The sequence below is a fragment of the Arthrobacter sp. ERGS1:01 genome, assembly GCF_001281315.1.
In the GTDB taxonomy this organism is placed as follows: domain Bacteria; phylum Actinomycetota; class Actinomycetes; order Actinomycetales; family Micrococcaceae; genus Specibacter.
In genome coordinates, this window is the sequence record NZ_CP012477.1 from 295,810 (window position 1) to 319,228 (window position 23,419).

Sequence of the window (23,419 nt, forward strand, 5' to 3'; positions counted from 1 at the left end):
AGAAGTAAGGAAACACAATGGCACAATCACTGGAAGCGGGCGTGTGGGGAGTCATCCCCACCCCGTTCCACGGCAGCACCCAGGACGTCGACGCCGACAGCCTGGCCGGTCTTGCCGAACACTACGAGGCAGCCGGCGCCGTCGGCCTGACGGCGCTGGGCGTCTTTGGCGAATCCCTGGCCCTGACCGCCGGCGAACGCCGCCTGGTGCTTGAAACCATCGTCGAGGCCACCACCTTGCCCCTCGTGGTGGGCATCAGCTCGCTGGCCACCCGGCCGGCCATTGAAGAGATCCTCGCCGCCCAGGACGTGGCCGGAACCCGGGTCCGGGCCGTCATGGTCCAGGTGAACTCGGCCGGGGCCGACGCCGTGGTCAACCACCTGCAAGCCATCCACCGGGCCACCGCGGCGCAGATCGTGCTCCAGGACTACCCAGTTGCCAGTGGCGTTGGAATCGGCGGAGCCGCACTGGCCGAAGTCGTCAACCGGTGCAGCTTCGTGGTGGCCGTCAAGGCCGAGGCACCGCCCACCTCCGTGGCGATCGCCCAGCTCACCGCGGCCGTCCGGGTGTCCGTCTTTGGCGGGCTGGGCGGGCAGGGGCTGCTCGACGAACTGGCGGCCGGTGCGGCCGGCGCCATGACGGGCTTTTCCTTCCCGGAGGCACTCGTGGCCTGCGTCAGGGCCTGGCAGTCGGACGGCTATGAGTCCGCCCGTGACGTCCTCACCCCCTTCCTGCCGCTCATCAACTTTGAACAGCAGGCCAAGATCGCCCTTTCCGTCCGCAAGGAACTGTTCAAAAACCGCGGACTGATCAAGGAATCCTCCGTCCGGGCACCTGCCGCACCCTTCCCGGAAGTCCTCCGCGACGGCGTGAACCGGCACCTGGCCGAGGCCGGCCGCGCCCTCGACAACCTGGCCGCCACCACCGCAGGGAGCATCTGATGGATCTTGGCATCAGCGGGAAAACCGCATTCGTGGCGGCCTCCACCGGCGGCCTGGGCCTCGCCGTCGCCCGGGCACTCGCCGCCGAGGGCGCCAGGGTGGCCATCACGGGCCGGCGCCGGGAACGCGCCGAGGAGATAGCGGCCGAACTCCCGGGCGCCATCGCCATCGAAGCGGACCTGAGCACTCCCGAGGGCGTTGCCGCCGCCGTCGAACGCACCGAGCGGGAACTGGGGCCCATCGACATCCTGGTCCTCAACGGCCCCGGCCCCAAGCCCGGGGCGGCCGCCGCCCTGACCGCCGACGACCTGGCCTCCGCGTTTGAGACGCTGGTGCGCCCGCATCACGCACTCGTCTCCCTGGTGCTGCCCGGGATGCGCGAACGCCGCTGGGGGAGGGTGCTGGCCATTGGCTCCTCCGGAGTTGTGGCGCCGCTGCCCAACCTGGCCGTCTCCAACACCGGCCGGGCCGCGCTCGCCGCTTATTTGAAGACCCTTGCGGCGGAGGTGGCCCTGGATGCCGTCACCGTGAACCTGCTGCTGCCGGGCCGGATCGGCACCGACAGGGTGGCCGAACTGGACCAGGCTGCCGCCAAGCGGCGCGGCGTCACGGTGACCGACATTGAACGCGAATCCCTGAAGACCATCCCCGTGCGCCGGTACGGCAACCCCGAGGAGTTCGGTGCGGCCGCGGCCTTCCTGTGCAGCGCCCCGGCGTCCTACATCACCGGCGTCGCGCTGCGGTGCGACGGCGGCCTCATCCGCAGCCTCTAGCTTTCCTTGAACCACAAAGACTAAGGACCATCATGACTTCCACAACGTTTGCCGCCCCCACCGACGCCACCGCCCTGGAGGCGCCGGTTGCCCGGCACCTCATCAACGGCCAGTGGCTGGGCGGGGCCGACGCCACCCGGATGAATCCCGCCCGGCCCGACCAGGTTGCCGCCCACTCGCCGCGGGGCGGTGCCGGGGAGGTCGACGCCGCCATCACCTCGGCCGTCGCGGCGCAGCCGGACTGGGCCGCACTGCCCGCCCCCGCCCGCGGCGCCATCCTTATCGCGGCCGCCGGCCTGCTGGAGGAGCGCGAGGCAACCGTGGCGGCGGACCTGGTCCGGGAGGAGGGAAAGACGCTCGCGGAGGCCAAGGGCGAGGTGAAGCGCGCGGTGGATGTGCTGCGCTTCTTTGGTTCGCTCGGCTGGGCGGCCACGGGGGACGTCCTGCCCAGCGGCACCCCCGGCACCACCATCACCACCCGGCGCGAAGCCATGGGCGTGTTTGCGCTCATCACGCCCTGGAACTTCCCGCTCGCGATCCCGGCCTGGAAGAGCGCGCCTGCCCTGATTTCCGGCAACGCCGTGGTGCTCAAGCCGGCCGAGCTCACCCCGCTGTCTGCCACCCACCTGGCCCGCGCCCTGCACGACGCCGGGGTGCCCGCGGGCATCTTCAACGTGGTCCACGGCAAGGGCAAGGTGGTCGGTGACGCACTGGCCCGCGATCCGCGCATCGCCGGGCTGTCCTTCACCGGCTCCACGGGGGTTGGCCTGGGCCTCCAGAGCATCCTGAACGCCCGCCGGGCCCGCGTCCAGCTTGAAATGGGCGGCAAGAACGCCGTCCTGGTCCTGGACGACGCCGACGCCGCCGCGGCAGCGCAGGTTGTTGCTGCCGGGGCCTTCGGGCTGACGGGCCAGGCCTGCACGGCAACGTCGCGGGTGTACGTGACCCCCGGCGTGCGGGAGGCATTCCTGGCGGAGCTGGTGGCCGCGGCCGCCGCCTATGTTCCGGGAGACGGCCTGGCCCCCGGCGTGCGCCTGGGTGCCGTGGTCAGCGCCGACCAGTTCAATCAGGACGTCGCCGCCGTGCGCGGCGCGGTGGAACGCGGTGGCAGGCTCCTGCACGGCAGTGCTGATCCGGATTCCACTGACGGCTTCTTCTTCGCCCCCGTGGTCCTGGCCGGATTGTCCGACGACGACCCGGCCGTGACCGAGGAGATCTTCGGGCCGATCGTCGCCGTCGTCGAGGTGGCCGACTTTGAGGCCGGGCTCGCGGCCGTCAACAATTCCCGGTACGGGCTGACGGCCGGCATCTGCACCAACAGCCTGAAGTTCTCCACCGAATTTGCCGCCCGCGTGCAGGCCGGAGTGGTGAAGGTCAACCGGCCCACCTCGGGCCTTGATTTGAACGTGCCGTTTGGCGGCGTCAAGGATTCCTCCACGAACACCTTCCGCGAGCAGGGCCGCACGGCGCTGGACTTCTACACCTGGGGAAAGACCGTCTACACAGGGATCTAATCCGCTCCACCACCGTTGAGAGCCCAGATAATCTCAGGATTATCTGGGCTCTCAACGGCTTTAAGGGGTGATGTGCCCCCTCAACTTTTCCCTAGAGCGCGTGCGAGGCGCTCCTGCGGCGGCGCATGATGACGCCGCCGGTCACCAGTGCCATGGCCGCCAGGACCCAGCCGGCCACGGTGGTGCCGGTGACGGCCAGTGAACCCGGGCGGTCATTCCCGCCGGTGGCTGCAGCCGCTGCGGCCGTGCTCGCCTGGTTGCCGGGCAGGGTGAGTGCCGGGGCGGACGACGCCGTTGCCGGAGCCGACGACGACGGCGTTGCGGCGGTCGGTGAGGTTCCCGCCGTCGTGCTCGGTGAAGGGCTTGCCGACGGGCTGGCCGTGGGGAGGACGGCCGCCGGATCCAGCGCCAGGGTCCGGGTCACCGTGAAGAACAAGTCCGTCTGGTCGGTCAGTCCCACCACATTGGCGGCACCGGGACCGTAGGCGGCAATGCGCAGCTGGGAGCCGGTGTGCCCCTGGGATGCGCCCTCGTCGGCCGTGCCGTACGCCATGGTCATGGTTTCGCCATCCGCCGTGGTCAGGCTGCGGGTGAGGCCCGGCGTGGTGCTGCCGGGGTAGATGATCTGGCTGCTGTGGGCGTGGTCGGCCGTCACCACCACCATGGTGTGGCCGTCGGCCTTGGCAAAGTCCAGGGCCGTGGTGACTGCCTCGTCCAGGTCAACGGTCTCGCCGATCTGGCCGCAGGGGTTGGCGGCGTGGTCCTGCTTGTCGATGCTGGCGCCCTCAACCTGCAGGAAGAAGCCCTTCGGGCCGTCCTTGAGCAGCTCGATGGCCTTGCCCGTCATCTGGGACAGCGACGGCTGGGCCGCGGTGCGCTCAGGATTGTCGGTGCACTTGATGGGCGCCTCCGCACCACCCGTGTGGGTGGCGAGGGCGCCCTGCCAGCGGACGGCCATGTTGCCCGGTGCGAACAGCCCCAGCAAGGGTGCGTCGGCGTTGGCGTCCTTGACGGCGGCCAGCTCGGCGGCGGTTGAAACCGTCGTGTATCCGCGGTCCGCTGCCTGCTGGGCGAGGGTCTTTCCGGTCCAGGCGCCGGCTTTGGCGGTCTCGGCAAAGGTGGCCGATCCGCCGCCGAGCGATACATCGGGACGGGTGTTGAGCATCTGCTCCGTAATGGAGCCGGCGCCGCCGTTTTCAAGGGCGTTCTCCGGGCAGCTCTTGGTGGTGGCCACGGGGCCGTAGCAGCTGCGGCTGCTGACCGAGGCCACCTGGACGGCGGGCGTTGCGTCCTGGAGTTCGGCCGTGGAGACGTTGCCCGTCTTCAGGCCGTTGGCCTTGGCAATTTGCAGCATGGTCTTTTGGGCCTTGCCCTTGACGTCGACCGAGATGGCGCCGTTGTAGGACTTTGTGCCCGTGGCCCAGCCGGTGCCGCTGGCCGCGGAATCGGTGGCGTAGTCGGGTCCGCCCGTCTTCTTGTTCAACGCGTAGGTGGTGTACTGGCCGGTCAGCGGCAGGGCGTCGATGCCGGGAAAACGGCCGGCCGCGCCGTAGGCGTAGTTGCGGGCGGCCGTGATTTCCGAATCTCCCATGCCGTCACCGATCAGAAGGATGACGTTCTTGGCGGGGCCGTCGACGATCGAGGCCTTGATGTCCTCCACATGTGATGACGTGGAGCGCTGCGCGCCGCCGTGGGCCGTGATGTCCGGTGTTGCGGCCAGGGCTGGTCCTGCCGCGCTCACGGTGCAGGCGGCCAGTGCCGCGGTGGCCAGGGCGAGTCGTGCGGCCCTGCGATGGTGCGGATTCTTCTTGTCCTGCTGATGCACGTTTGGTCCCCTCAAAGTGAATGACGATCGCTTCTGCGACGCGATGCACAATCAGCTTGCTCGGGGAAGAGGTGGCCTTTCTGGATGTTTTCTGGAATTCGCGCAAACCCTGGGTGAACAAATGGTGGTGTTTTATGCGGAATACGGGTCGCGTTTTCCACAATCCGGCAGTGACCCGTTGAACCGCCGGCGGAGCGGCCATACGGTCAAATTCCAGTCGTTGCGGCCCGGGCCGTCAAAGATGAAGGAGCGCACATGTCACCACAGTCACCCTGGCTGGACCCGCCAAGCCCGACGCCGGCACAGCCACAGCTGGCGCAGTCGTCGCGCACCGTTCCCGGCGGCGCGCGCGGGCATCCCAAGACGAGGCTGTCCCTGTCCTGGATCATCGGCGGTTCCGTGGCAGCAGCCGCGGCGTTCGTCGTGCTGCTGGTACTGGTGCTGAGCGCGCTGCTTGCCCCGCCGACGCAGCCGAAATCCGTCTCCGCGACCCGGGAAGCCGTGTTCAGCTATCCGGCCTCCTGGGTTCAAACCCAGCAGAATGTCACAGTCGTCAAAAGTGATGGGAACAGCCCTACCGAACGGTTTGTCGTGGAGAATGCGGACCGGGACTCCACTGCCCTGGCCGTCTATGAGGGATCGGCCAAACCCCGGGGAGTCGTCACCAGGGAGAAGATCCACGAGCGCATCGACACCGGCCTGCGAGGCCAGCTGGCGGCCTCGCAGGCGCAACTGGTCTACCTGCGCGGAACATCGGGCTTTGGCTGCCTGGCAAGATTCGCCTACACCAGGCCTCCCGCCATCGTGGACAGGGACGGCCTGTACGGCTTCAGCTACGGATACACCTGCGTGTCCGCCGAAGGTCCCATCGACGGCGAATACCTGGTGGGCATTGACACCACCGGGGTGTCCCACCGCCTGACGGTGGAGGCAACCGCTACGGAATGGGCAGCCCACAAGGCGGCACTGGAGGCGATAGTGCCGTCCCTCAAGCCGCTCGCCTAGATCTCCGGGATCAGGTCCGCCACGGAGCCTAGCGCCTGGTCGGGGCGGAACGGGTACGCGTCAATGTCCTCGGGCTGGGTGATGCCGGTGAACACCAGGACGGTGTGCAGCCCGGCCTCCATGCCGGCAATGATGTCGGTGTCCATGCGGTCGCCGATCATGGCCGTAGTTTCCGAATGCGCCTGGATCCGGTTCATGGCGGAGCGGAACATCATGGGGTTCGGCTTGCCCACAATGTACGGTTCCCGGTTGGTGGCCTTGGTGATCAGGGCGGCGATGGCGCCGGTGGCCGGCATGGGGCCCTCCGCGGACGGTCCGGTGGCGTCAGGGTTCGTGGCGATGAACCGCGCGCCCTCGCCGATCAGCCGGATGGCGCGGGTGATCGCCTCGAAGGAGTAGGTGCGGGTTTCGCCCAGCACTACATAGTCGGGGTCCTGGTCGGTGAGGATGAAGCCGGCCTCATGCAACGCCGTCGTCAGTCCGGCCTCGCCAATCACGAACGCCCGCCCGTGCGGCATCTGGGACTTCAGGAATTGGGCCGTCGCGAGCGCCGAGGTCCACAGGTTCTCCTCCGGCACCTCGAGCCCGGAGGCGCGCAGCCGGGCGGCAAGGTCGCGCGGGGTAAAAATGGAGTTGTTGGTCAGCACCAGGAAACGCTTGGACGTGTCCACCCAGCGCTGGATCAGCTCGGCGGCACCCGGCACGGCCTGGTTCTCGTGGACCAGCACGCCGTCCATGTCGGTGAGCCAGCATTCAATGTCAGCGGGCTTGCGATTGCTCAGCTTGCTCATGGTGCCTCCTTGGGGCGGATACGGTCTTGGAACCAGTCTTGCAGATGGGCCTGCCGTTGACACGCCGCCCGCCCGCGGCCCGGAGGCGAGCGGCTAAAGTTGGACGGTGAGCATTCCCAGCAACACCCCAGCCCCGGACGCCCCCGAGCACGCCGAATCGTTCCACCTTGAACTGCACCACGAGGTGGGTGTGGGTCCGTGGGAGGGTGAACTGCCCGACGGCGAGCACTGGGACCCGGAGCTGTTGGCGGAGGGGGATCGCCGCAACGTCCTGGACCAGTACAGGTACTGGAGGATGGACGCCATCATCGCCGAGCTGGACACCCGCCGCCACGACTTCCACATCGCCATTGAAAACTGGCAGCACGACATGAACATCGGCACCGTGGTGCGCACCGCCAACGCGTTCCTGGCCAAGGAAGTCCACATCATCGGCCGACGCCGGTGGAACCGTCGCGGCGCCATGGTCACCGACCGCTACCAGCATGTCCGGCACCACCCCACCGTGGAGGACTTCGTGGCGTGGGCCGAATCGGAAGGGCTGGCGATCATCGGGATCGACATCTTCCCCGACTCGGAAAAGCTGGAAACCTACGAACTGCCGCGCAATTGCGTGCTGGTGTTCGGCCAGGAAGGCCCGGGACTGAGCGAGGAAGTGCACGCCGCGGCGCAGACCACGCTGTCGATCGAACAGTTCGGCTCCACTCGTTCCATCAACGCGGCGTCGGCGGCCGGCATCGCCATGCACGCGTGGATTCGCCGGCACGTATTCAACCAGCGCGTGCAATAAATAAATATTCATGGATTCCTCACAGACCCTAGCCAGTTAAAACACAGCGGGTTTAGGCTCGGCACTGTGTGGGCGCAAAGGGCGCCCAGCCGGTTAAGGATCTCTGATGAGTGCATCATTCAAACCGAGAACTTTTGTCTCAAAAATTCTGGCTGTTGGCGCTGCCACAGCCTGCGTCGTGGCTCTGGGAACCACGGGCGCCATTGCATCACCTATCTCGCCGGACACCCCGTACCCGGGGGCCGTTCCGAGTTGGGCCCAACCGGCAAACAACGAAGGCGCGGCCGCGGCGGCCGACACGGTTGAGGGCGAAATCTACTTCCAGCTGCGCGACCTCAAGGGCGCCGAAGCCCTCGCCACGGCCGTCTCCACCCCCGGAAACCGCAGCTACGGGAAATCGCTGACCCCCAGCCAGTGGATCAGCAAATATTCGCCAACGCAGAAGTCCTACTCGTCGGTGGTGAAGTACCTCAAGTCGCAGGGACTGGTCATCACGGGCTCCCCCGACAGCCGCCTGTTCGTGGTGTTCAGGGGCACGGTGGCGCAGCTGAACAACGCCTTCGACGCACAGCTGCACAACTACAACTTCAAGGGCACCACACTGGTGGGGCCGTCAAAGACGCCAACCCTGCCGAAGGGCGTATCCGCTGAGGTTTCCGGCGTATCGGTGGACCAGGGCAGCCTGCTCACCCACCCGAACTACGCCACCCCCGGTGGCGGAGACCAGCCGACACCGCAGGCGCGAACCGCCCGCCCGGCCACCCCGACGCCGGACTGCTCGAACTACTTTGGGCAGTACCAGGACACGGTCCCGGCCGCCTACGGCAAAACCAGCTTCCCCACCTACCTGTGCGGCTACACGCCCAGCCAGATCCAGTCGGCCTACGGCAGGCCCGCGTTGACGGCGGCGAACCACGGCAACAGCAGCGCCACCGACGGCCACGGGCAGACCGTGGCAATCATCGACGCCTACGCCTCCCCGACCATGTTTTCGGACATCAACCGGTACTCGGCAACCTACGGTCTGCCGCAAATGACCTCGCGCACCTACCAGCAGGTGGTGCCGGCACCGAGCGAGTTCATGGATCAGGACCTCTGTGGCGGGCCCAGCGGCTGGCAGCCGGAGCAGTCCCTCGACGTGGCGGCCGTTCACGGCACCGCGCCCGGGGCCAAGATCCTGTATGTGGGCGGCTTCAATTGTGGCGGCGGCATTGACGTTGCCATGTCCAAGATCCTTGACCACAAGCTCGCCAACATTGTCAGCAACAGCTACGGCAACGTGGGCGAGGCACTCCCGGCCGACGTCATCTTCGGTGAGGTCAACATCCAGCTGCAGGCTGCCGGTGAAGGCATTGGGCTGTACTTCTCCAGCGGCGACGACGGCGATCAGGCCGCGAACCTTGGCTACACGTCCCCGGACTTCCCGGCCAGTTCGCCGTGGGTCACCGCGGTGGGCGGCACCAGCCTCGCCGTGAAGCAAAGCGGCGCCTACAATTTTGAAACCGGTTGGGGCGACTACCGCGACCAGATCGTCAACGGCGCCTATGTTGCACCGCTTCCGGGCACCGAATTCAGGGGTGGTGCCGGCGGCGGCGTGAGTGCCGTGTTCGCCCAACCCGCCTACCAAAAGGGTGTTGTGCCCACCTCGCTGGCCTTTGGCCGGCGGGTGGCCCCGGACATCTCCTCCCTGGCGGATCCCTACACCGGATACGTGATTGGCATCAGCCCCATCAACAACGACGCGACGCTGACCACCGACCCATTTGGCATCCAAACCTACGGTGGCACGTCCCTCGCCTCACCGTTGTCGGCCGGACAAATGGCCGTGGCACAGCAGGTCAGCGGCAGGACGCTGGGCTTCGCCAACCCCGTCATCTACGCCACCGGCAAGCAGAAGCCGGGAACGTTCACCGACGTCATGTCGCCCAAGACCCAGCAGGCATTGGCCTTCACCAACCCCACCACCGGGAACAAGTACCTTGTCTCGCTGAACATGGACACCTCGCTTAAGACCACCAAGGGATTCGACGACGTGACCGGCATCGGCAGCATGAGCTACAGGTTCGCCCAAGCCATCAGCGGCAACCACCGCTAGGCCAAGGACGCACCGACCGCACCAACAAATAAGCACGACGGCGGGCCCCGGCACCCAAGCCGGGGCCCGCCGTCGTGCTTTCGCCAACGTCCACAAAGTGGGCGCCGGCTTCATCTTCTTCGACACTGTGACGGCAATCGCTAAGATGGGGATAGCCATACGGGAGGCGGCCAACGGCCGCCTCTTTGTACCGTTTCGCCCCAAGGAGCTTTCAATGCCCATTGCAACACCGGACAAGTATGCCGAAATGATCGACCGCGCCAAGGCCGGCGGATTCGCCTACCCCGCGGTCAACGTGACGTCCTCCCAGACGCTCAACGCAACGCTCCAGGGCTTCGCCGATGCCGGCACCGACGGCATCATCCAGGTCTCCACCGGTGGCGGCGCCTACTGGTCCGGCGCCGGCGTCAAGGACATGGTTGCCGGTTCCCTGGGCTTCGCGGCCTTCGCCCGCGAAGTGGCCAAGAACTACCCCATCAACGTGGCCCTGCACACCGACCACTGCCCCAAGGACAAGCTGGACGGCTTCGTGCTGCCCCTCCTGGAAGCCTCCGAGCGCGAAGTTGCCGCCGGCCGCAACCCGATCTTCAACTCCCACATGTGGGACGGCTCCGCCGAAACCCTCGAGGAAAACCTGCGGATCGGCCGCGAACTGCTGGCCCGCACCTCCGCAGCCCACATCATCCTTGAGGTTGAGATTGGCGCCGTCGGCGGCGAGGAAGACGGCGTGGAGAACGCCATCAACGACAAGCTGTACTCCACGGTCGCCGACGGCCTGGCCACGGTTGAGGCCCTGGGCTCCGGCGAGAACGGCCGCTACATCACGGCCCTGACGTTCGGCAACGTGCACGGCGTGTACAAGCCCGGCAACGTCAAGCTGCGCCCGGAGATCCTCAAGGACATCCAGGAGCAGGTCGGTGCCAAGCTGGGCAAGAACAGCCCGTTCGACCTGGTCTTCCACGGCGGCTCCGGCTCCTCCGAGCAGGAAATCCGCGACGCCGTCTCCTACGGTGTCATCAAGATGAACATCGACACCGACACCCAGTACGCGTTCACCCGCCCGGTTGCCGGCCACATGCTCTCCAACTACGACGGCGTGCTGAAGATCGACGGCGAGGTCGGCAACAAGAAGACCTACGACCCCCGCGTCTGGGGCGCCTCGGCCGAAAAGGGCCTGGCCGCACGCGTGGTCGAAGCTGCACAGCAGCTCGGCTCCGCAGGCAAGACCTTCGCGTAATGAGCGACGAATTCCGCCGCAACCTCCTGGGACCGGAGCCCACGCTGCTCCCGGTCGAGGAGGATGTCCAGGCACGCCTGGCGGCAGGGGACGAGGCAGTCGATTTGGCGGCCAAGCACCCCACGTCCTCGCTTTTGTGGGCCATCCTGGCCGATGAGGCGTATGCGGAGGGCCGCACCATCGAGTCCTACGCCTATGCCCGCACCGGCTACCACCGCGGCCTGGACGCCCTGCGCCGCAACGGCTGGAAGGGCACCGGTCCGGTCCCGTTCTCGCATGAGGGCAACCGCGGTTTCCTGCGCGCGCTGTATGCGTTGGGACGTGCGGCCGGCGCGATCGGCGAGTCCGATGAAGCCGCCCGCATTGCGACGTTCCTGAACGACTCCGATCCGGCGGCGACCGCCGCGATCGAGGCCGCTCTGTAGGGAGCAACCCCTGCGCTCGAAAAGGGACGGCGCTTGCGGTTAAAGACGGGGGTAGACCGCCGGCTTTAACCGCAAGCGCCGTCCTTTTTGCTGCCCGGGTGCTCGACGCCGGAGCGCGCGTCGGGCATGATCGTCCGTATGGAGAAACTCGTGCCGTCCCAGGCCGCCGTCGACGCATTCGACGCCCTCGCCGCCGATCTCACCCAGGCCGGCGTGGGCGTGGGGAAGATGTTTGGCGCCACCTCGCTCATGGTGGGCACCAAGGCGATCGGCTGCCTGCACGGGGACGGCGTGGCCTTCAAGCTGGGCCGGGACACGCGCGGCCACGCGGACGCCTTGGCGCTGCCCGGCGCCGTCCTGTTCGACCCTTCCGGCATGAACCGCCCGTTCAAGGATTGGGTGCTGGTGCCCGTGCGATCGGTGCAGCGGTGGCCGGAACTGGCCGACGCCGCCCTCTCCGCACTCAGCGCCTAAGCACGCCACGCGGCTTCACAGTGTCCGCGCGCCCCGCCCCAAGGTGCATGCGGGGCGGCGTTCCGGTAAACTTAGGACGCAAGACCCCCTTTGATTGCCTGCCAGGCTACAGCCATGCTGGAGACGGCCGGCGGTTTCCAAGGGGCATTTTCGTGTCCGGACGTTGTACGGCGGAACAACCGCCGAATCCCGCAGCGCCCGGCTCAACTTATGAGCAAGGGGGAGGATCCCATGCCAGCAATCGTGATCGTCGGCGCCCAGTGGGGCGACGAGGGCAAGGGCAAGGCCACTGATCTATTGGGCGGCCTGGTCGACTATGTGGTGAAGCCGAACGGCGGCAACAACGCCGGGCACACCGTTGTCGTAGGCGGTGAGAAGTATGAGCTCAAGCTCCTTCCGGCCGGCATTTTGAGCCCCAACGCCACACCCATCATCGGCAACGGCTGCGTGGTGAACCTTGAGGCGTTGTTCCAGGAGATCGACGGCCTGGAAGCCCGCGGAGCCGACACCTCCAAACTGCGAATTTCCGCCAACGCCCACCTGGTGGCCCCGTACCACCAGGTGCTGGACAAGGTGACGGAGCGTTTCCTGGGCAGCCGCGCCATCGGCACCACCGGCCGCGGCATCGGCCCGGCCTACATGGACAAGGTGGCCCGCCTGGGCATCCGCGTCCAGGACGTCTTTGACGAATCGATCCTGCGCCAAAAGGTAGAGGGCTCGCTGAAGCAAAAGAACGAACTCCTGGTCAAGGTCTACAACCGCCGCAGCGTGGAGGTCGAAGAGGTCGTGGAGTACTTCCTGGCCTTCGCCGAGCGCCTGCGCCCCATGGTCATCGACTCCACGTTCGTGCTGAACGAGGCCCTGGACCGCGGCGAAGTGGTGCTCATGGAGGGCGGCCAGGCCACGTTCCTGGACGTCGACCACGGCACCTACCCGTTCGTGACCTCCTCCAACCCGACCGCCGGTGGCGCCTCCGTGGGCTCCGGCATCGGCCCCACCCGCATCACCCGCGCAGTGGGCATCATCAAGGCCTACACCACACGCGTTGGTGCCGGCCCGTTCCCCACGGAACTCTTCGATGAGATGGGCATCTACCTGCAGACGACGGGCGGCGAGTTCGGTGTCAACACCGGCCGCCCCCGCCGCTGCGGCTGGTACGACGCCGTCCTGGCCCGCCACGCCTCCCGCGTCAACGGCTTCACGGACTACTTCGTCACGAAGCTCGACGTGCTCACCGGCATCGAGTCGATCCCGGTCTGCGTGGCATACGACGTCGACGGCGTCCGCCACGACGAAATGCCCATGACGCAGACCGACTTCCACCACGCCGTACCGATTTTCGAGTACTTCCCGGGGTGGACCGAGGACATCAGCGGCGCCAAGACGCTCGAGGACCTGCCGGTCAACGCGCGTGACTACATCCTGGCGCTGGAAGGCATGTCCGGCACCCGGATCTCCGCAATTGGAGTGGGCCCGGACCGTGACCAGACAATCGTCCGGCACGACCTCATCAACGACTGATCCCCACTTGCCGGCCTGAATAATCGCTCGCGCGATTGTTCAAGAACCTGGCGCGGGGCCCCAGCCTAGGGGAGGGTCGGCGGCGGAACGCACGTTCCGGCGTCGACCCTCCCTTATTTTTGGCCCGGCTCCGGCGCAAGCGCCAGCTCGACCGCGGCCTCGGCGTGGATCCTGGTGGTGGGGAAAACCGGCAGCGGGCTGGACGCCTGGTCAATGAGCAGCTCGATCTCCGTGCAGCCCAAAATGACGCCGTCCGCGCCCCGGTCCCGCAGCGACTCAATGGCCCGGACAAAGCGTTGCCGGGAGCTTTCCGAAACCACGCCCACCACGAGTTCCTCGAAAATGACCCGGTGGACGTCGTGGCGCTGGGCGGCGTCGGGAATCAGCACCTCCAGCCCGTGGCCGGCGATCCTGTCCTTGTAAAAGGCCTCCTCCATCGTGAAAGCCGTGCCGAGCAGGCCCACCTTCTTGACTCCCGCGGCTGCGACGGCGTCGGCCGTGACATCGGCAAGGTGCAGCAGCGGGATTTCCACCGCCCCCTCAATGGCATCGGCCACCTTGTGCATCGTGTTGGTGCACAGCACGATGAAATCGGCACCGCCGGCCTCCAGCCCCCGGGCCTGGTCCGCCAGCAACTCCCCGGCCGCCTCCCACTGCCCCGTCGACTGGAGGTGCTCAACGTCGGCGAAGTCGACCGAGGCCATGACGCAGCGGGCCGAATGCAGGCCGCCCAACCGGTCCCTGACCATCTCGTTGATGAGTCGGTAATAAAGTGCGGAGCTTTCCCAGCTCATCCCGCCCAGCAGCCCAATTGTCTTCATCCCTGCAGCATACTTTGAGCCCGCCGCCGCCAAAAAGACTACGCTTGAAGCCAGGACAATTTACGGGTGAGGGAGATGTTATGAAGGTCAGCGTTGGGCAGTTCAACCCGGGCGGGGACGTTGCTGAAAACCTTGCGGTGATGCGCCGGCTGGCGGTGTCCGCACAGCAGGACGGCAGCAGGCTCATCGTGTTCCCCGAGGAGTCCATGTTTTCGGTGGGCAGGGTCGACGGCGACTTTGTGACCGCCGTGGACGCCCACTGGACCACGTTTGTCCGGGGAGTCTCCCACATTGCCGCGGACAGCGGCATCGCCGTCATCGCCGGCGGCTACGAATCCAGCGGCGAGGAACGCCCCTACAACACCGTGGTGGCGGTCGACGACGACGGCGCCATCCTGGGCACCTACCGCAAACTGCACCTGTACGACGCGTTTTCCTACCAGGAGTCGCGGAAGATCAAGCCCGGCGACAAGGGCATCTGCGTGGTGGAGATCGGCGGCTTCAAGGTGGGCATCATGACCTGCTACGACATCCGCTTCCCCGAACTGGCCCGCGCCCTTGCCCTGGAAGGCGCCGAACTGATCGCCGTGTCCGCGGCCTGGTTCAAGGGCGACCACAAGGTGGAGCACTGGGAGACGCTGCTGAAGGCCCGGGCCATCGAGAACACGTGCTGGGTGGCGGCCTCCGGGACCTCCAGCGACCACTGCGTGGGCCATTCGGCGATCCTTGACCCCATGGGAATCCCGCAGGATTTCCTGGCCGAGGAGGCCGAAGGCGTGGCCACCACGGACGTTACGCACAAGCGCGTGGAGGAAGTGCGCGAGTTTTTGCCGGTGCTGCTCAACCGCCGTTTTGAAAGCAATTCGGTGGTGGTTCCAGCAGGCTGAGAATATCCATTGACGGCGTCACCGGCGGTGGTTAGTGTCAGGAATAGGGATAGGAGGACGTCATGAGTGATTCCAAGATCTGGGCCGCACTGGAACCAATGTACCCGTCGGCTTTGGAAGACATTCCCCTGGACGGCCAATGGCTGAAACCGCCGTTTGCCGACGATCCCGGAGGTCGCGCCGTGGTGTGCAACGACGGCGACTTCCAGTTTGTGGTGGTGGACAGGAAGAAGGGCACGGTCCTGTACGTCTGCGAGGACGACGAGTCCGTCATAGCCTCCACGCTGGAGACCTTTGTGCAAATTGTGGCCGCCTGGGAGTCCATTGACCGGGATACCGTGGGCCCCGAGGACGACGACGGATTCTCGGCCGTGAAGAAATCCTTCGAGTCCCAGCTGAAAACCCTTGACCCCCTGGCCGCCGGGCCCAACGAGTTCTGGTCCCTGTACACGGAGGAACTGACCAGCGAGGACTATGTGGACGTCGACGACCTCGACGAGGAACTCGACGATGAGCTTGGCGAGGAGGAGGCGGAATTCGAGGACTCCGGCGACGACTTTGACGAGGACGACGACTACTCCGACGGCGAGCCCGACGAGCTGCGCATAGACGCATAGCGTTCACTTGCGGCAACGCGCCCGTAGCTTCCGGCATCCGCGGCGTCCCCGCAGTTAAGCTGGGTCCATGGCACATGCAAACGATCCCGCCGTCATCGACCGGCTGCTGAAAACACCCGGCCGCTGGGCCGTCGTGGGGCTCTCCAACAACCCGTTGCGCCCCGCCCTGGACGTTTCACGCTACCTCCAACAGCACCTGGGCCAGGAGATCATCCCCGTGAGCCTGAAGGGCGACGACGTCCACGGCGCCAAGGGATACAAGACCCTGGCGGAGATTCCCGGCACGATCGACGTCGTCGACTGCTTCGTCAATTCCGGCAAGGTCGGGGCCGTCGTGGACCAGGCCATCGCGCTGGGCGCCCGTGCCGTGTGGCTGCAACTGGGCGTCATCGACGAGGCCGCAGCGCAGCGCGCCGAGGACGCCGGCCTGGAGGTCGTCATGGATACCTGCCCCAAAATCGAAGCCGCCTACCGGGGCCTGTAGGCCCCATTGGAAAGCCCCATGCCACGTCATCTTCGCAACAGTGCCGCCACTGGCCGGACGATTACCATAGCCGTCGTCATCGTCGTCCTGTGCGCCGTCGCCCTTGGGGTGTGGCGCTTCAGCTCCGACGCCGCACCATCGGCGGCCCCGGGCGGTGCGCCGACGCATCCGGCCGCCACGCCGTCGCACCCCGCCGGCGGGCCGGCGTCGTCCCCGGCAACCCCCAGCAGTGCCCCGAGCCCGACACTTGCCCGAACCGGGCGCGTCGACACGCTCGACGGCCTGGTTCCCGACTACACGCTGCCACCGGTCGAGGACGGGATGGTCCCGGTCATCACCAAGATCCCCACGGAGCAAAAAGTGGTGTTCCTGACCATCGACGACGGCGCCGTCAAACGGGAATCGGACCTGAAACTGCTCGAGAAAAACGGGGTGAAGGCGTCCCTGTTCCTGGCGCACACCTTCATTGCCGGGCATGCGGCCTTCTACAAGAGCTACCTCGACGCCGGATACCTGATCGAAGACCACACCATGAGCCACAACCTGGGCTTCATCAACTTGAGCTTCGCGCAGCAAAAAGCCGAAATCTGCGGCATGGCCGACTACGAGGAACAGCAGTTTGGCCGTCGCCCCGTCTTCTTCCGGCCACCGGGCGGACCCTATACGCAGTCCGTTCGCCGGGCCGCGGCCGAATGCGGCATGAAGGCGATCGTGGACTGGGAGGCCAAGGCCAACGCCGGCGGCATGGACTACCAGGTGGGCAAGGTGCTGCGGCCCGGGGAAATCGTGCTCATGCACTTCCGGCCCGAATTTCCGGCCGACCTGGCCGCGTTCGTCAAGGCCCAAAAGGCGGCCGGGCTGAAGGTTGTGCTGCTGGAGGACTACCTGGGCGTGAAGTGAGCCCCGGATCGGGCCGCGATGCGGGTAGCGTTGTGGCCATGACCCGCATTGTTTACTACACGGCCAGCACGCTCAACGGTTTCCTGGCCGACGCAGAGAACTCGCTCGCCTGGCTCTTTGCCGTGGACGACGCCGGCGCCCCGGACATCGCGGCGTTCATGGACGGCATGGGCGTCTTCGTGGAGGGCTCCACCACGTACGAATGGGTGCTCCGCGAGGAAAAACTGTTGGAGAACCCCGCCAAGTGGGCCCAGTTTTACGGATCCCGGCCCACCTACGTTTTCACGAGCCGTGAGCTGCCCGTTCCCGAGGGCGCCGACGTCCGCTTCGCCTCCGGCCAGGTCTCCGACGCGCTGCCGGAGATCATCGCGGCGGCGGGCGGCAAGGACGTCTGGGTGGTTGGCGGCGGAGACCTTGCCGGCCAGTTCCTGGACATCAACGCCCTCGACGAACTGGTGATCACCCTGGCCCCGGCACTGTTAACCGGCGGCGCACCCATGCTCCCGCGCAACCTTGGCCCCGACCGGCTGACCCTGCGCGACGCCGTGGCCCGCGGACAATTCGCGCAGCTGACGTACGCGGTGTCGAAATGACGCTGGATGCCCAAGGGTTCCGGGTCGCGGCTCTGGCCTTCCCGGGAGCGTATGAGGATTTCCCGTTCGGCGAGGAGACCAGCGTCTTCAAGGTCAAGGCGCCCAGCAGCGGCGGGAGCACCTGGGTGGGGAAGATGTTTGCCATTGGCCGCCTGGACCTGCCAACGCTGAGCGTCGGGTTGAAGTGCGAGCCCGTGCTGGCCGCACAATTGCGCACCGTCAACCCCGGCATCATCCCCGGCTACCACCTGAACAAGCGGCACTGGAATACGGTGGACTGTGCCGTGGTGGATGCCGCCATGGTGTTGGACATGCTCGAGGATTCATACGACCTTGTGGTGGCCGGGCTGCCCAGGAAACAACAAACCGCCTTGGAATGGAGCGCCCGTGCCGGCAAATGACAACCGCGCAAGACTGAATTACCCCCAGCTGGGACGCACCCGCACCATCGCCGCGGAACCCACGGGGGCCGGCGAATGGCCCGACGGCTTTGACCATGTGGACACGCAAATCCGGGTGGGCAGCGGGGATGCGGCATTCACCGCGCTGGCCGAGGGCATCCTGACGTGGCAGATCCAGCGGCGCGCGGGCCTGCGGGTTTCCGCCCCGCCGCGAGCGGTTCCCGGCGCCCGGATCACGAGCGGCTTTGGGGTGGGAAACCTGCGCCTGCCCGTCCCGTGCGAGGTTGTCTGGGCGCTGGAGCCCGGCCGGGCCGTGCGCACGGACGGCGCCGAGGTGGAGCTGGCCGGATTCGGCTACGGCACCCTGCCCGGGCATCCGGCACTGGGGGAGGAGGCATTCCTGGCCATGAAGACCGGCGACGGCGGCGTGTACTTTAGGATCCTGGCCTTCAGCAAGCCCTCCGGCCTGCTGTTCGCCCTGGGCGCGCCGGTGACAAAACTGACCCAGCGCAACGTCACCAGGTCCTATCTGCAGGCGGCCCGCTCCCTGGTGGCAGGGAAATAACCCCGGCAATTCACAGGATCCTGTGAATCAAATTCGCGCACGGGGGATTGTGCAAGGTAAGTTGTTCCTCGTGGCTGACCAACGACGGACTCCGGGCTCTCAGACTTCACTTCGTGAAGCCAACAGGTCGAGAATTATCGACGCTGTGAAGAAGCACGGCGGGCTGACGCAGGTGGAACTGGCCGGCGCGACGGGGCTTTCCCCGGCAAGCGTCTCCAACATCGTGAAGGAACTTTCCAGCTCCGGCATCCTGCACACGGCCCCCAGCACGCGCAGCGGCCGCCGGGCGCAGTATGTAACTCTCGCCCGCCGGCTGGGACTGGTCGCCGCCGTGGACTTTTCCGAACGCCACATGCGCGTTGCCCTCGCCGACAGCGCCCAGACAATCCTCGCCGAAAAGCACATGCCGCTGGCCCGGGACCACCGGGCGGACAACGAGCTGGACCGCACCATGATGATGCTCGCCGACATGCTAGATTCCGTGGACGCCGGCATGGACGAGGTGCTGACCCTTTGCGTGGGGTTGCCTGCTCCGCTGGTCCGCACCACCGGCGTCATCGCCCGCCGCGGAATCCTGCGGGGCTGGGACGGGATCCCCGTGGCCGAGGTCCTTGAGCGCAGGCTCAACCGCCGCGTTTTCGTGGACAACTCCTCCAACCTGGCGGCACTGGCCGAACACCGTTACGGCAGCTCCAGGGGCATCAACACCTCGATCTTCATCAACGTCGACGACGGCATCGGCGCCGGGCTCATCCTCAACGGCGAGGTGTTCCGCGGCCGCAACGGGACCGCCGGGGAGGTGGGCCACATGACCATCCTCGAGAACGGTCCGCTGTGCCGGTGCGGAAGCCGGGGCTGCCTCGAGGCCATCGCCGGGGGAGCGGCCATCCTGGAAGGTTTGCGGGACCACTTGGGAAGCCTGAAGCTCAACGAGGTGGTGGTCCACGCAATGGCCGGTGACGCAGCATGCCTGCGCGCCGTGGCGGATGCCGGCCGGCACATCGGGATTGCGGCCGCGAACCTGTCCAACGTCTTCGACCCGGAGCGGATTGTGGTGGGCGGGCAACTGGCGCGGGCGGGGGAAATCCTGCTCGGTCCACTGCGCCACACCGTGGAAAGATCCGTGATCGTGGAGCAGGAAATCATGCCCGACATCGTGCAGGGACAACTGGGCAACCGGGCCGCCCTGCTGGGCGCCGTGGCCCACGCCGTGGACAGCATGCACATCGCTACCGGGTAGTAAGGATTCGCGGGTAAAAAATCCTTGTCTTCAAGTCTTGACGCCAATATTGAAAACTGTCATGCTCATGCCAGTCATCAAAGACGGTGACGGTCGACCGGAGGTTATATCAATGAAGATCACCACCAAAAGGGCAGCGGTCACAGCGGCAACGCTTCTGCTCGCCGTCGGTTCACTAAGCGCTTGTTCCAACGGGGCACAAAACACCACGTCCCCCACGGGCAATGCATCATCGGCGAAGATTGGTTTGCTCCTTCCCGATTCCGTCACCCCCCGCTACGCGTCCGCGGACCGCCCCGACTTCACGAACAAGATCACCGCGCTGTGCCCGGGTTGCTCCGTGCTGTACGCGGATGCCGACGGCGATGCGGCGAAGCAGCAACAGCAGGCCGAGTCGATGCTGACCCAGGGCGTGAAGGTCCTGGTGGTTGACGCCCAGGATGGCGAGGCGGCGGCGTCGATCGTTGCCGAAGCCAAGCAGAAGAATGTCCCGGTCATCTCCTACGACCGCCTGATCGACAGCCCCGACCTGTCCTACTACGTCTCCTTCGACAACTTCAAGGTTGGCGTCCTGCAGGCCACGGCCCTCGTTGGCAAGCTCGGTTCGCTGGGCGTCGCCAAGGGCGACGGCGGCATCCTGATGGTCAATGGTTCGCCCACCGACAACAACGCAACGGAGTTCAAGGCCGGCGCCAACTCGGTCATCGACAAGAGCGGCTACAAGGTCCTGGCCGCCTACAGTACGCCCAACTGGGACCCGACGCTGGCACAGAACTGGGTGGCCGGCCAGATTACCCAATTCGGCAGCAAGATCAAGGCCGTCTACGCGGCCAATGACACCACCGGCGGCGGCGCCCTCGCGTCCCTGAAGGCGGCGAATGTCTCACCCATCCCGCCCATCACGGGACAGGACGCGACCCTCACCGGCATCCAGAACATCTTGGACGGCAACCAGTACATGACCGTGTACAAGGCCATCAAGCCCGAAGCCGAGCAGGCCGCCACCCTGGCCATCGACCTGGCCAACGGCAAGAAGACCGCGGCACCCACCACGGCCCAAACCCCCGGGGTCTCCAGCGCGAAGACCAACGTGCCGGCATTCCTGCTCGATCCCGTTGCGGTGACGGCCAGCAACGTGGAGAGTGTGATCGTGCAGGGCGGCTTCTACACGGCAGCCCAGATCTGCACCTCCGCCTACGCGGCAGCCTGCACCAAGTACGGCGTCAAATAGCGCACCCGGGCCGCCCGGAAGCCAATCCGGCCGGCCCGGGCACCAGCATCTTCCTCACCTGCACAAAGGAGTGACAATGACCGCTGAATCCGCCGTTGCGGAGCCTGTTTCACCCACCCGGAACCCCATCCTCTCGCTGCGCGGCGTCAGCAAGGGGTTCGGGGCGGTGCAGGCACTGACCGACATCAGCCTCGACGTATACGCCGGGGAGGTCGTGGCACTTGTTGGCGACAACGGCGCCGGAAAATCAACCTTGGTCAAGATCCTGGCCGGCGTGCACTCGCACGACGCCGGAACCGTCGCCTTTGACGGGGACACCGTCCAGATTCCGTCGCCGGCCGCATCCCGCCAGCTCGGCATCGCCACCGTTTTCCAGGACCTGGCCCTGTGCGACAACCTCGACGTCGTCGCCAACCTCTTCCTTGGCCGTGAAATTTCGCACGGCACCCTCCGGGAGGAGGAGATGGAGCAGCGTTCCTGGACGCTGCTGCGCCAGCTCTCCGCCAAGATCCCCTCGGTGCGGATCGCGGTGGCGTCCCTTTCGGGCGGCCAGCGCCAAACCGTCGCCATCGCCAGGTCGCTGATCGGGGACCCCCGGGTCGTGATCCTCGACGAGCCCACGGCGGCCCTGGGCGTCGCCCAGACCGCGGAGGTGCTCAACCTGATCGAGCGCCTGCGTGAACGGGGCCTCGGCGTGGTCCTGGTCAGCCACAACATGGCGGACGTCCAGGCCGTGGCCGACCGCGTGGCCGTGCTGCGCCTAGGCCGCAACAACGGCGTTTTCCGGGTGCCGGACGTCAGCTACGAAGAGATCATTTCCGCCATTACCGGCGCCACCGACAACGTGGTCACACAACGTGCGCAGGCTCGCGACAAGTCGGCCGCCCGCTCAGACGAATCGGAGAATCCGCAGCCATGACAGCTCTCCATGACTCAAACGAGATCAACCGCGGCCTGGACCTCCACGATGAGCGGCTCATCCTCAACGAGGGCCTCCTTGGCTCCGTGAAGGGCTTCGGGCAGCGGATTCGGCGCGGTGACCTGGGCTCCCTGCCGGTGGTCATTGGCCTGGTCATCATCTGGGGAATCTTCCAGATCCTGAACCCGAATTTCCTCTCCGCCAACAACCTGGTCAACCTGACTCTGCAATGCGCGGCGGTCGGCACCATTTCCATCGGCATCGTTCTGGTGCTGCTGCTGGGCCAGATCGACTTGTCGGTGGGCTCCGTCAGTGGCCTGGCCGCGTCCATTGTGGGCATTGGCTTCATCAAGCTGCACCTGCCGCTGATCGTCACGATCATCATCGCCCTGGCCGTCGGCGCACTCATCGGGCTGATCTACGGCGCACTGTTCACCCGTTTCGGCGTCCCCAGCTTCGTCATCACGCTTGCCGGATTGCTGGCGGTCCTCGGCTTCCAGCTCTATGTGCTGGGGCCCAACGGGTCCGTCAACATCCCCTTCAACACGTGGCTGGTGGGATTCGCCCAGCAGTGGTTCCTGCCGCCCTGGGTTGCCTACCTGCTGGCCCTCGTCGCGGCGGGCGGCTTGTTCATGTCCGATTTCCTGCGGTCCAGGCGGCGCAAGAATGCCGGCCTTTCCACGAGTTCGCTCACGGTGACGCTGGCCAAGTCGGTCATCCTGCTGATTGCCCTCTGCGTGGCTGTTTGGTACCTGGCCACCGACCGCGGCGTCGGGGTGATGTTCCTCTTCTTCGTGTTGCTGGTGGTCTTCACGAACTTCATGTTGACCCGCACCCGCTGGGGCCGGGCCGTCTTCGCCATTGGCGGTTCCGTGGAGGCGGCCCGCCGCTCCGGCATCAAGGTCAACCGCATCTATATCTCCGTGTTCATGCTGTGCGCCATGCTGGCGACGGTTGGCGGCATCCTTGCTGCGGCACGGCTCGCCTCCGCCGATCTTTCCAGCGGCGGTGGCGACACCAACCTGAACGCGATCGCGGCGGCCGTCATCGGCGGAACCAGCCTGTTCGGCGGCCGCGGCAGCGCGTATTCGGCACTGCTGGGCATCTTCGTCATCCAGTCGATCTCCTCGGGCCTGACGCTCCTGAGCCTGAACTCCGATGTCCAATACATGATCACCGGCGGCGTGCTGCTCCTGGCGGTCATCATCGATTCGCTCTCGAGCCGCTCCCGCGCCTCCCACGGCCAGGCTTAGGCATAACCACCCAATGGGGTGGGCGACGGCGGCACGCGCGTGCCGGCGTCGTCCACCCCTTTGCTTTGCCCCGGCAGGGCGCGGCGGGCGGCCGTCCGTCATGCGCACTGCGGGGGC

General features: G+C 66.4%; 23 protein-coding genes and 1 pseudogene. 21 read left to right on the forward strand and 3 right to left on the reverse strand.

The features are described 5' to 3' along the window. Window positions 1-17 precede the first annotated feature (17 nt). From AL755_RS01390 to AL755_RS01400, 3 genes are read left to right on the forward strand one after another with little or no spacing between them, the layout of a single operon-like run. Entirely contained in the window at window positions 18-941 is a 924-nt protein-coding gene (locus AL755_RS01390; protein ID WP_054009392.1) for a dihydrodipicolinate synthase family protein, read from the forward strand. Continuing rightward, window positions 941-1,714, forward strand: a complete 774-nt coding sequence (locus tag AL755_RS01395) for an SDR family oxidoreductase (protein ID WP_054009393.1) — start codon at window positions 941-943, stop codon at window positions 1,712-1,714. Before AL755_RS01390 ends, AL755_RS01395 begins: the two co-directional genes overlap by 1 nt. Window positions 1,715-1,746: 32 nt before the next feature. Beyond that, window positions 1,747-3,228: an aldehyde dehydrogenase family protein gene (locus AL755_RS01400; RefSeq protein WP_054009394.1), complete on the forward strand. Its 1,482-nt coding sequence runs from the start codon at window positions 1,747-1,749 to the stop codon at window positions 3,226-3,228. A 403-nt stretch (window positions 3,229-3,631) separates the two neighbouring features. Here the strand turns inward: AL755_RS01400 and phoA are convergent. Beyond that, window positions 3,632-4,999, reverse strand: a pseudogene (phoA, locus tag AL755_RS01405) (alkaline phosphatase); the annotation flags it as partial. A 309-nt stretch (window positions 5,000-5,308) separates the two neighbouring features. Here phoA and AL755_RS01410 point away from each other — a divergent pair. Then, complete coding sequence (locus AL755_RS01410; RefSeq protein WP_054009395.1) at window positions 5,309-6,058, forward strand: hypothetical protein; 750 nt, start codon at window positions 5,309-5,311, stop codon at window positions 6,056-6,058. Here AL755_RS01410 and AL755_RS01415 read toward each other — a convergent pair. Beyond that, a complete protein-coding gene (locus tag AL755_RS01415) occupies window positions 6,055-6,849 on the reverse strand; it encodes an HAD-IIA family hydrolase (protein ID WP_054009396.1) in 795 nt (264 codons plus the stop codon). The two genes, AL755_RS01410 and AL755_RS01415, sit on opposite strands and share 4 nt — an antisense overlap. A gap of 172 nt (window positions 6,850-7,021) precedes the next feature. On the opposite strand from AL755_RS01415, the gene AL755_RS01420 reads away from it, so the two are divergent. From AL755_RS01420 to AL755_RS01445, 6 genes are all read left to right on the forward strand, one after another. Continuing rightward, the gene (locus AL755_RS01420; RefSeq protein ID WP_054009725.1) at window positions 7,022-7,639 is read left to right on the forward strand and encodes a TrmH family RNA methyltransferase; all 618 of its coding nucleotides are present in this window, start codon (window positions 7,022-7,024) and stop codon (window positions 7,637-7,639) included. Between the two features lie 106 nt (window positions 7,640-7,745). Further along, entirely contained in the window at window positions 7,746-9,734 is a 1,989-nt protein-coding gene (locus AL755_RS01425; protein ID WP_082368795.1) for a S53 family peptidase, read from the forward strand. 214 nt (window positions 9,735-9,948) lie between these two features. Beyond that, window positions 9,949-10,971 (forward strand): class II fructose-bisphosphate aldolase, encoded by a 1,023-nt coding sequence (gene fbaA, locus AL755_RS01430; RefSeq protein ID WP_054009397.1) that lies wholly within the window; start codon window positions 9,949-9,951, stop codon window positions 10,969-10,971. Continuing rightward, window positions 10,971-11,396: a DUF3151 domain-containing protein gene (locus AL755_RS01435; protein WP_054009398.1), complete on the forward strand. Its 426-nt coding sequence runs from the start codon at window positions 10,971-10,973 to the stop codon at window positions 11,394-11,396. Before fbaA ends, AL755_RS01435 begins: the two co-directional genes overlap by 1 nt. 138 nt (window positions 11,397-11,534) lie before the next feature. After that, window positions 11,535-11,870, forward strand: coding sequence for a hypothetical protein (locus AL755_RS01440; RefSeq protein ID WP_054009399.1), 336 nt, complete (start codon window positions 11,535-11,537; stop codon window positions 11,868-11,870). Between the two features lie 231 nt (window positions 11,871-12,101). Continuing rightward, window positions 12,102-13,391: an adenylosuccinate synthase gene (locus tag AL755_RS01445; RefSeq protein ID WP_054009400.1), complete on the forward strand. Its 1,290-nt coding sequence runs from the start codon at window positions 12,102-12,104 to the stop codon at window positions 13,389-13,391. A gap of 113 nt (window positions 13,392-13,504) precedes the next feature. Here AL755_RS01445 and AL755_RS01450 read toward each other — a convergent pair whose 3' ends face one another. Beyond that, entirely contained in the window at window positions 13,505-14,212 is a 708-nt protein-coding gene (locus tag AL755_RS01450) for an aspartate/glutamate racemase family protein (protein WP_054009401.1), read from the reverse strand. 80 nt (window positions 14,213-14,292) lie between these two features. Here AL755_RS01450 and AL755_RS01455 point away from each other — a divergent pair, with 80 nt between their 5' ends. The 11 genes from AL755_RS01455 (at window position 14,293) to AL755_RS01505 (ending at window position 23,302) form a co-directional block, all read left to right on the forward strand. After that, window positions 14,293-15,099, forward strand: coding sequence for a carbon-nitrogen hydrolase family protein (locus tag AL755_RS01455; protein WP_054009402.1), 807 nt, complete (start codon window positions 14,293-14,295; stop codon window positions 15,097-15,099). Between the two features lie 62 nt (window positions 15,100-15,161). Then, window positions 15,162-15,716, forward strand: coding sequence for an SUKH-4 family immunity protein (locus AL755_RS01460; protein ID WP_054009403.1), 555 nt, complete (start codon window positions 15,162-15,164; stop codon window positions 15,714-15,716). A gap of 67 nt (window positions 15,717-15,783) precedes the next feature. Further along, window positions 15,784-16,200: a CoA-binding protein gene (locus tag AL755_RS01465; RefSeq protein WP_054009404.1), complete on the forward strand. Its 417-nt coding sequence runs from the start codon at window positions 15,784-15,786 to the stop codon at window positions 16,198-16,200. 18 nt (window positions 16,201-16,218) lie between these two features. After that, the gene (locus AL755_RS01470; RefSeq protein WP_054009405.1) at window positions 16,219-17,100 is read left to right on the forward strand and encodes a polysaccharide deacetylase family protein; all 882 of its coding nucleotides are present in this window, start codon (window positions 16,219-16,221) and stop codon (window positions 17,098-17,100) included. 38 nt (window positions 17,101-17,138) lie between these two features. Further along, a complete protein-coding gene (locus AL755_RS01475) occupies window positions 17,139-17,693 on the forward strand; it encodes a dihydrofolate reductase family protein (protein WP_054009727.1) in 555 nt (184 codons plus the stop codon). Continuing rightward, on the forward strand, window positions 17,690-18,094 hold the full coding sequence (locus AL755_RS01480; RefSeq protein ID WP_054009406.1) for an MmcQ/YjbR family DNA-binding protein: 405 nt from the start codon (window positions 17,690-17,692) through the stop codon (window positions 18,092-18,094). The genes AL755_RS01475 and AL755_RS01480 overlap by 4 nt, the downstream gene beginning before the upstream one ends. After that, window positions 18,081-18,659: a DUF1990 family protein gene (locus tag AL755_RS01485; RefSeq protein ID WP_237762448.1), complete on the forward strand. Its 579-nt coding sequence runs from the start codon at window positions 18,081-18,083 to the stop codon at window positions 18,657-18,659. The genes AL755_RS01480 and AL755_RS01485 overlap by 14 nt, the downstream gene beginning before the upstream one ends. 145 nt (window positions 18,660-18,804) lie before the next feature. Continuing rightward, window positions 18,805-19,899 (forward strand): ROK family transcriptional regulator, encoded by a 1,095-nt coding sequence (locus tag AL755_RS01490; protein WP_337589548.1) that lies wholly within the window; start codon window positions 18,805-18,807, stop codon window positions 19,897-19,899. A 112-nt stretch (window positions 19,900-20,011) separates the two neighbouring features. After that, entirely contained in the window at window positions 20,012-21,130 is a 1,119-nt protein-coding gene (locus AL755_RS01495) for a sugar ABC transporter substrate-binding protein (RefSeq protein ID WP_054009407.1), read from the forward strand. 76 nt (window positions 21,131-21,206) lie between these two features. Further along, entirely contained in the window at window positions 21,207-22,049 is an 843-nt protein-coding gene (locus AL755_RS01500; protein ID WP_054009408.1) for an ATP-binding cassette domain-containing protein, read from the forward strand. Next, window positions 22,046-23,302 carry a sugar ABC transporter permease gene (locus tag AL755_RS01505; protein ID WP_054009409.1) on the forward strand — a complete coding sequence of 419 codons (1,257 nt, stop codon included), beginning with the start codon at window positions 22,046-22,048 and terminating at the stop codon, window positions 23,300-23,302. The genes AL755_RS01500 and AL755_RS01505 overlap by 4 nt, the downstream gene beginning before the upstream one ends. The last annotated feature ends 117 nt before the right edge of the window (window positions 23,303-23,419 follow it).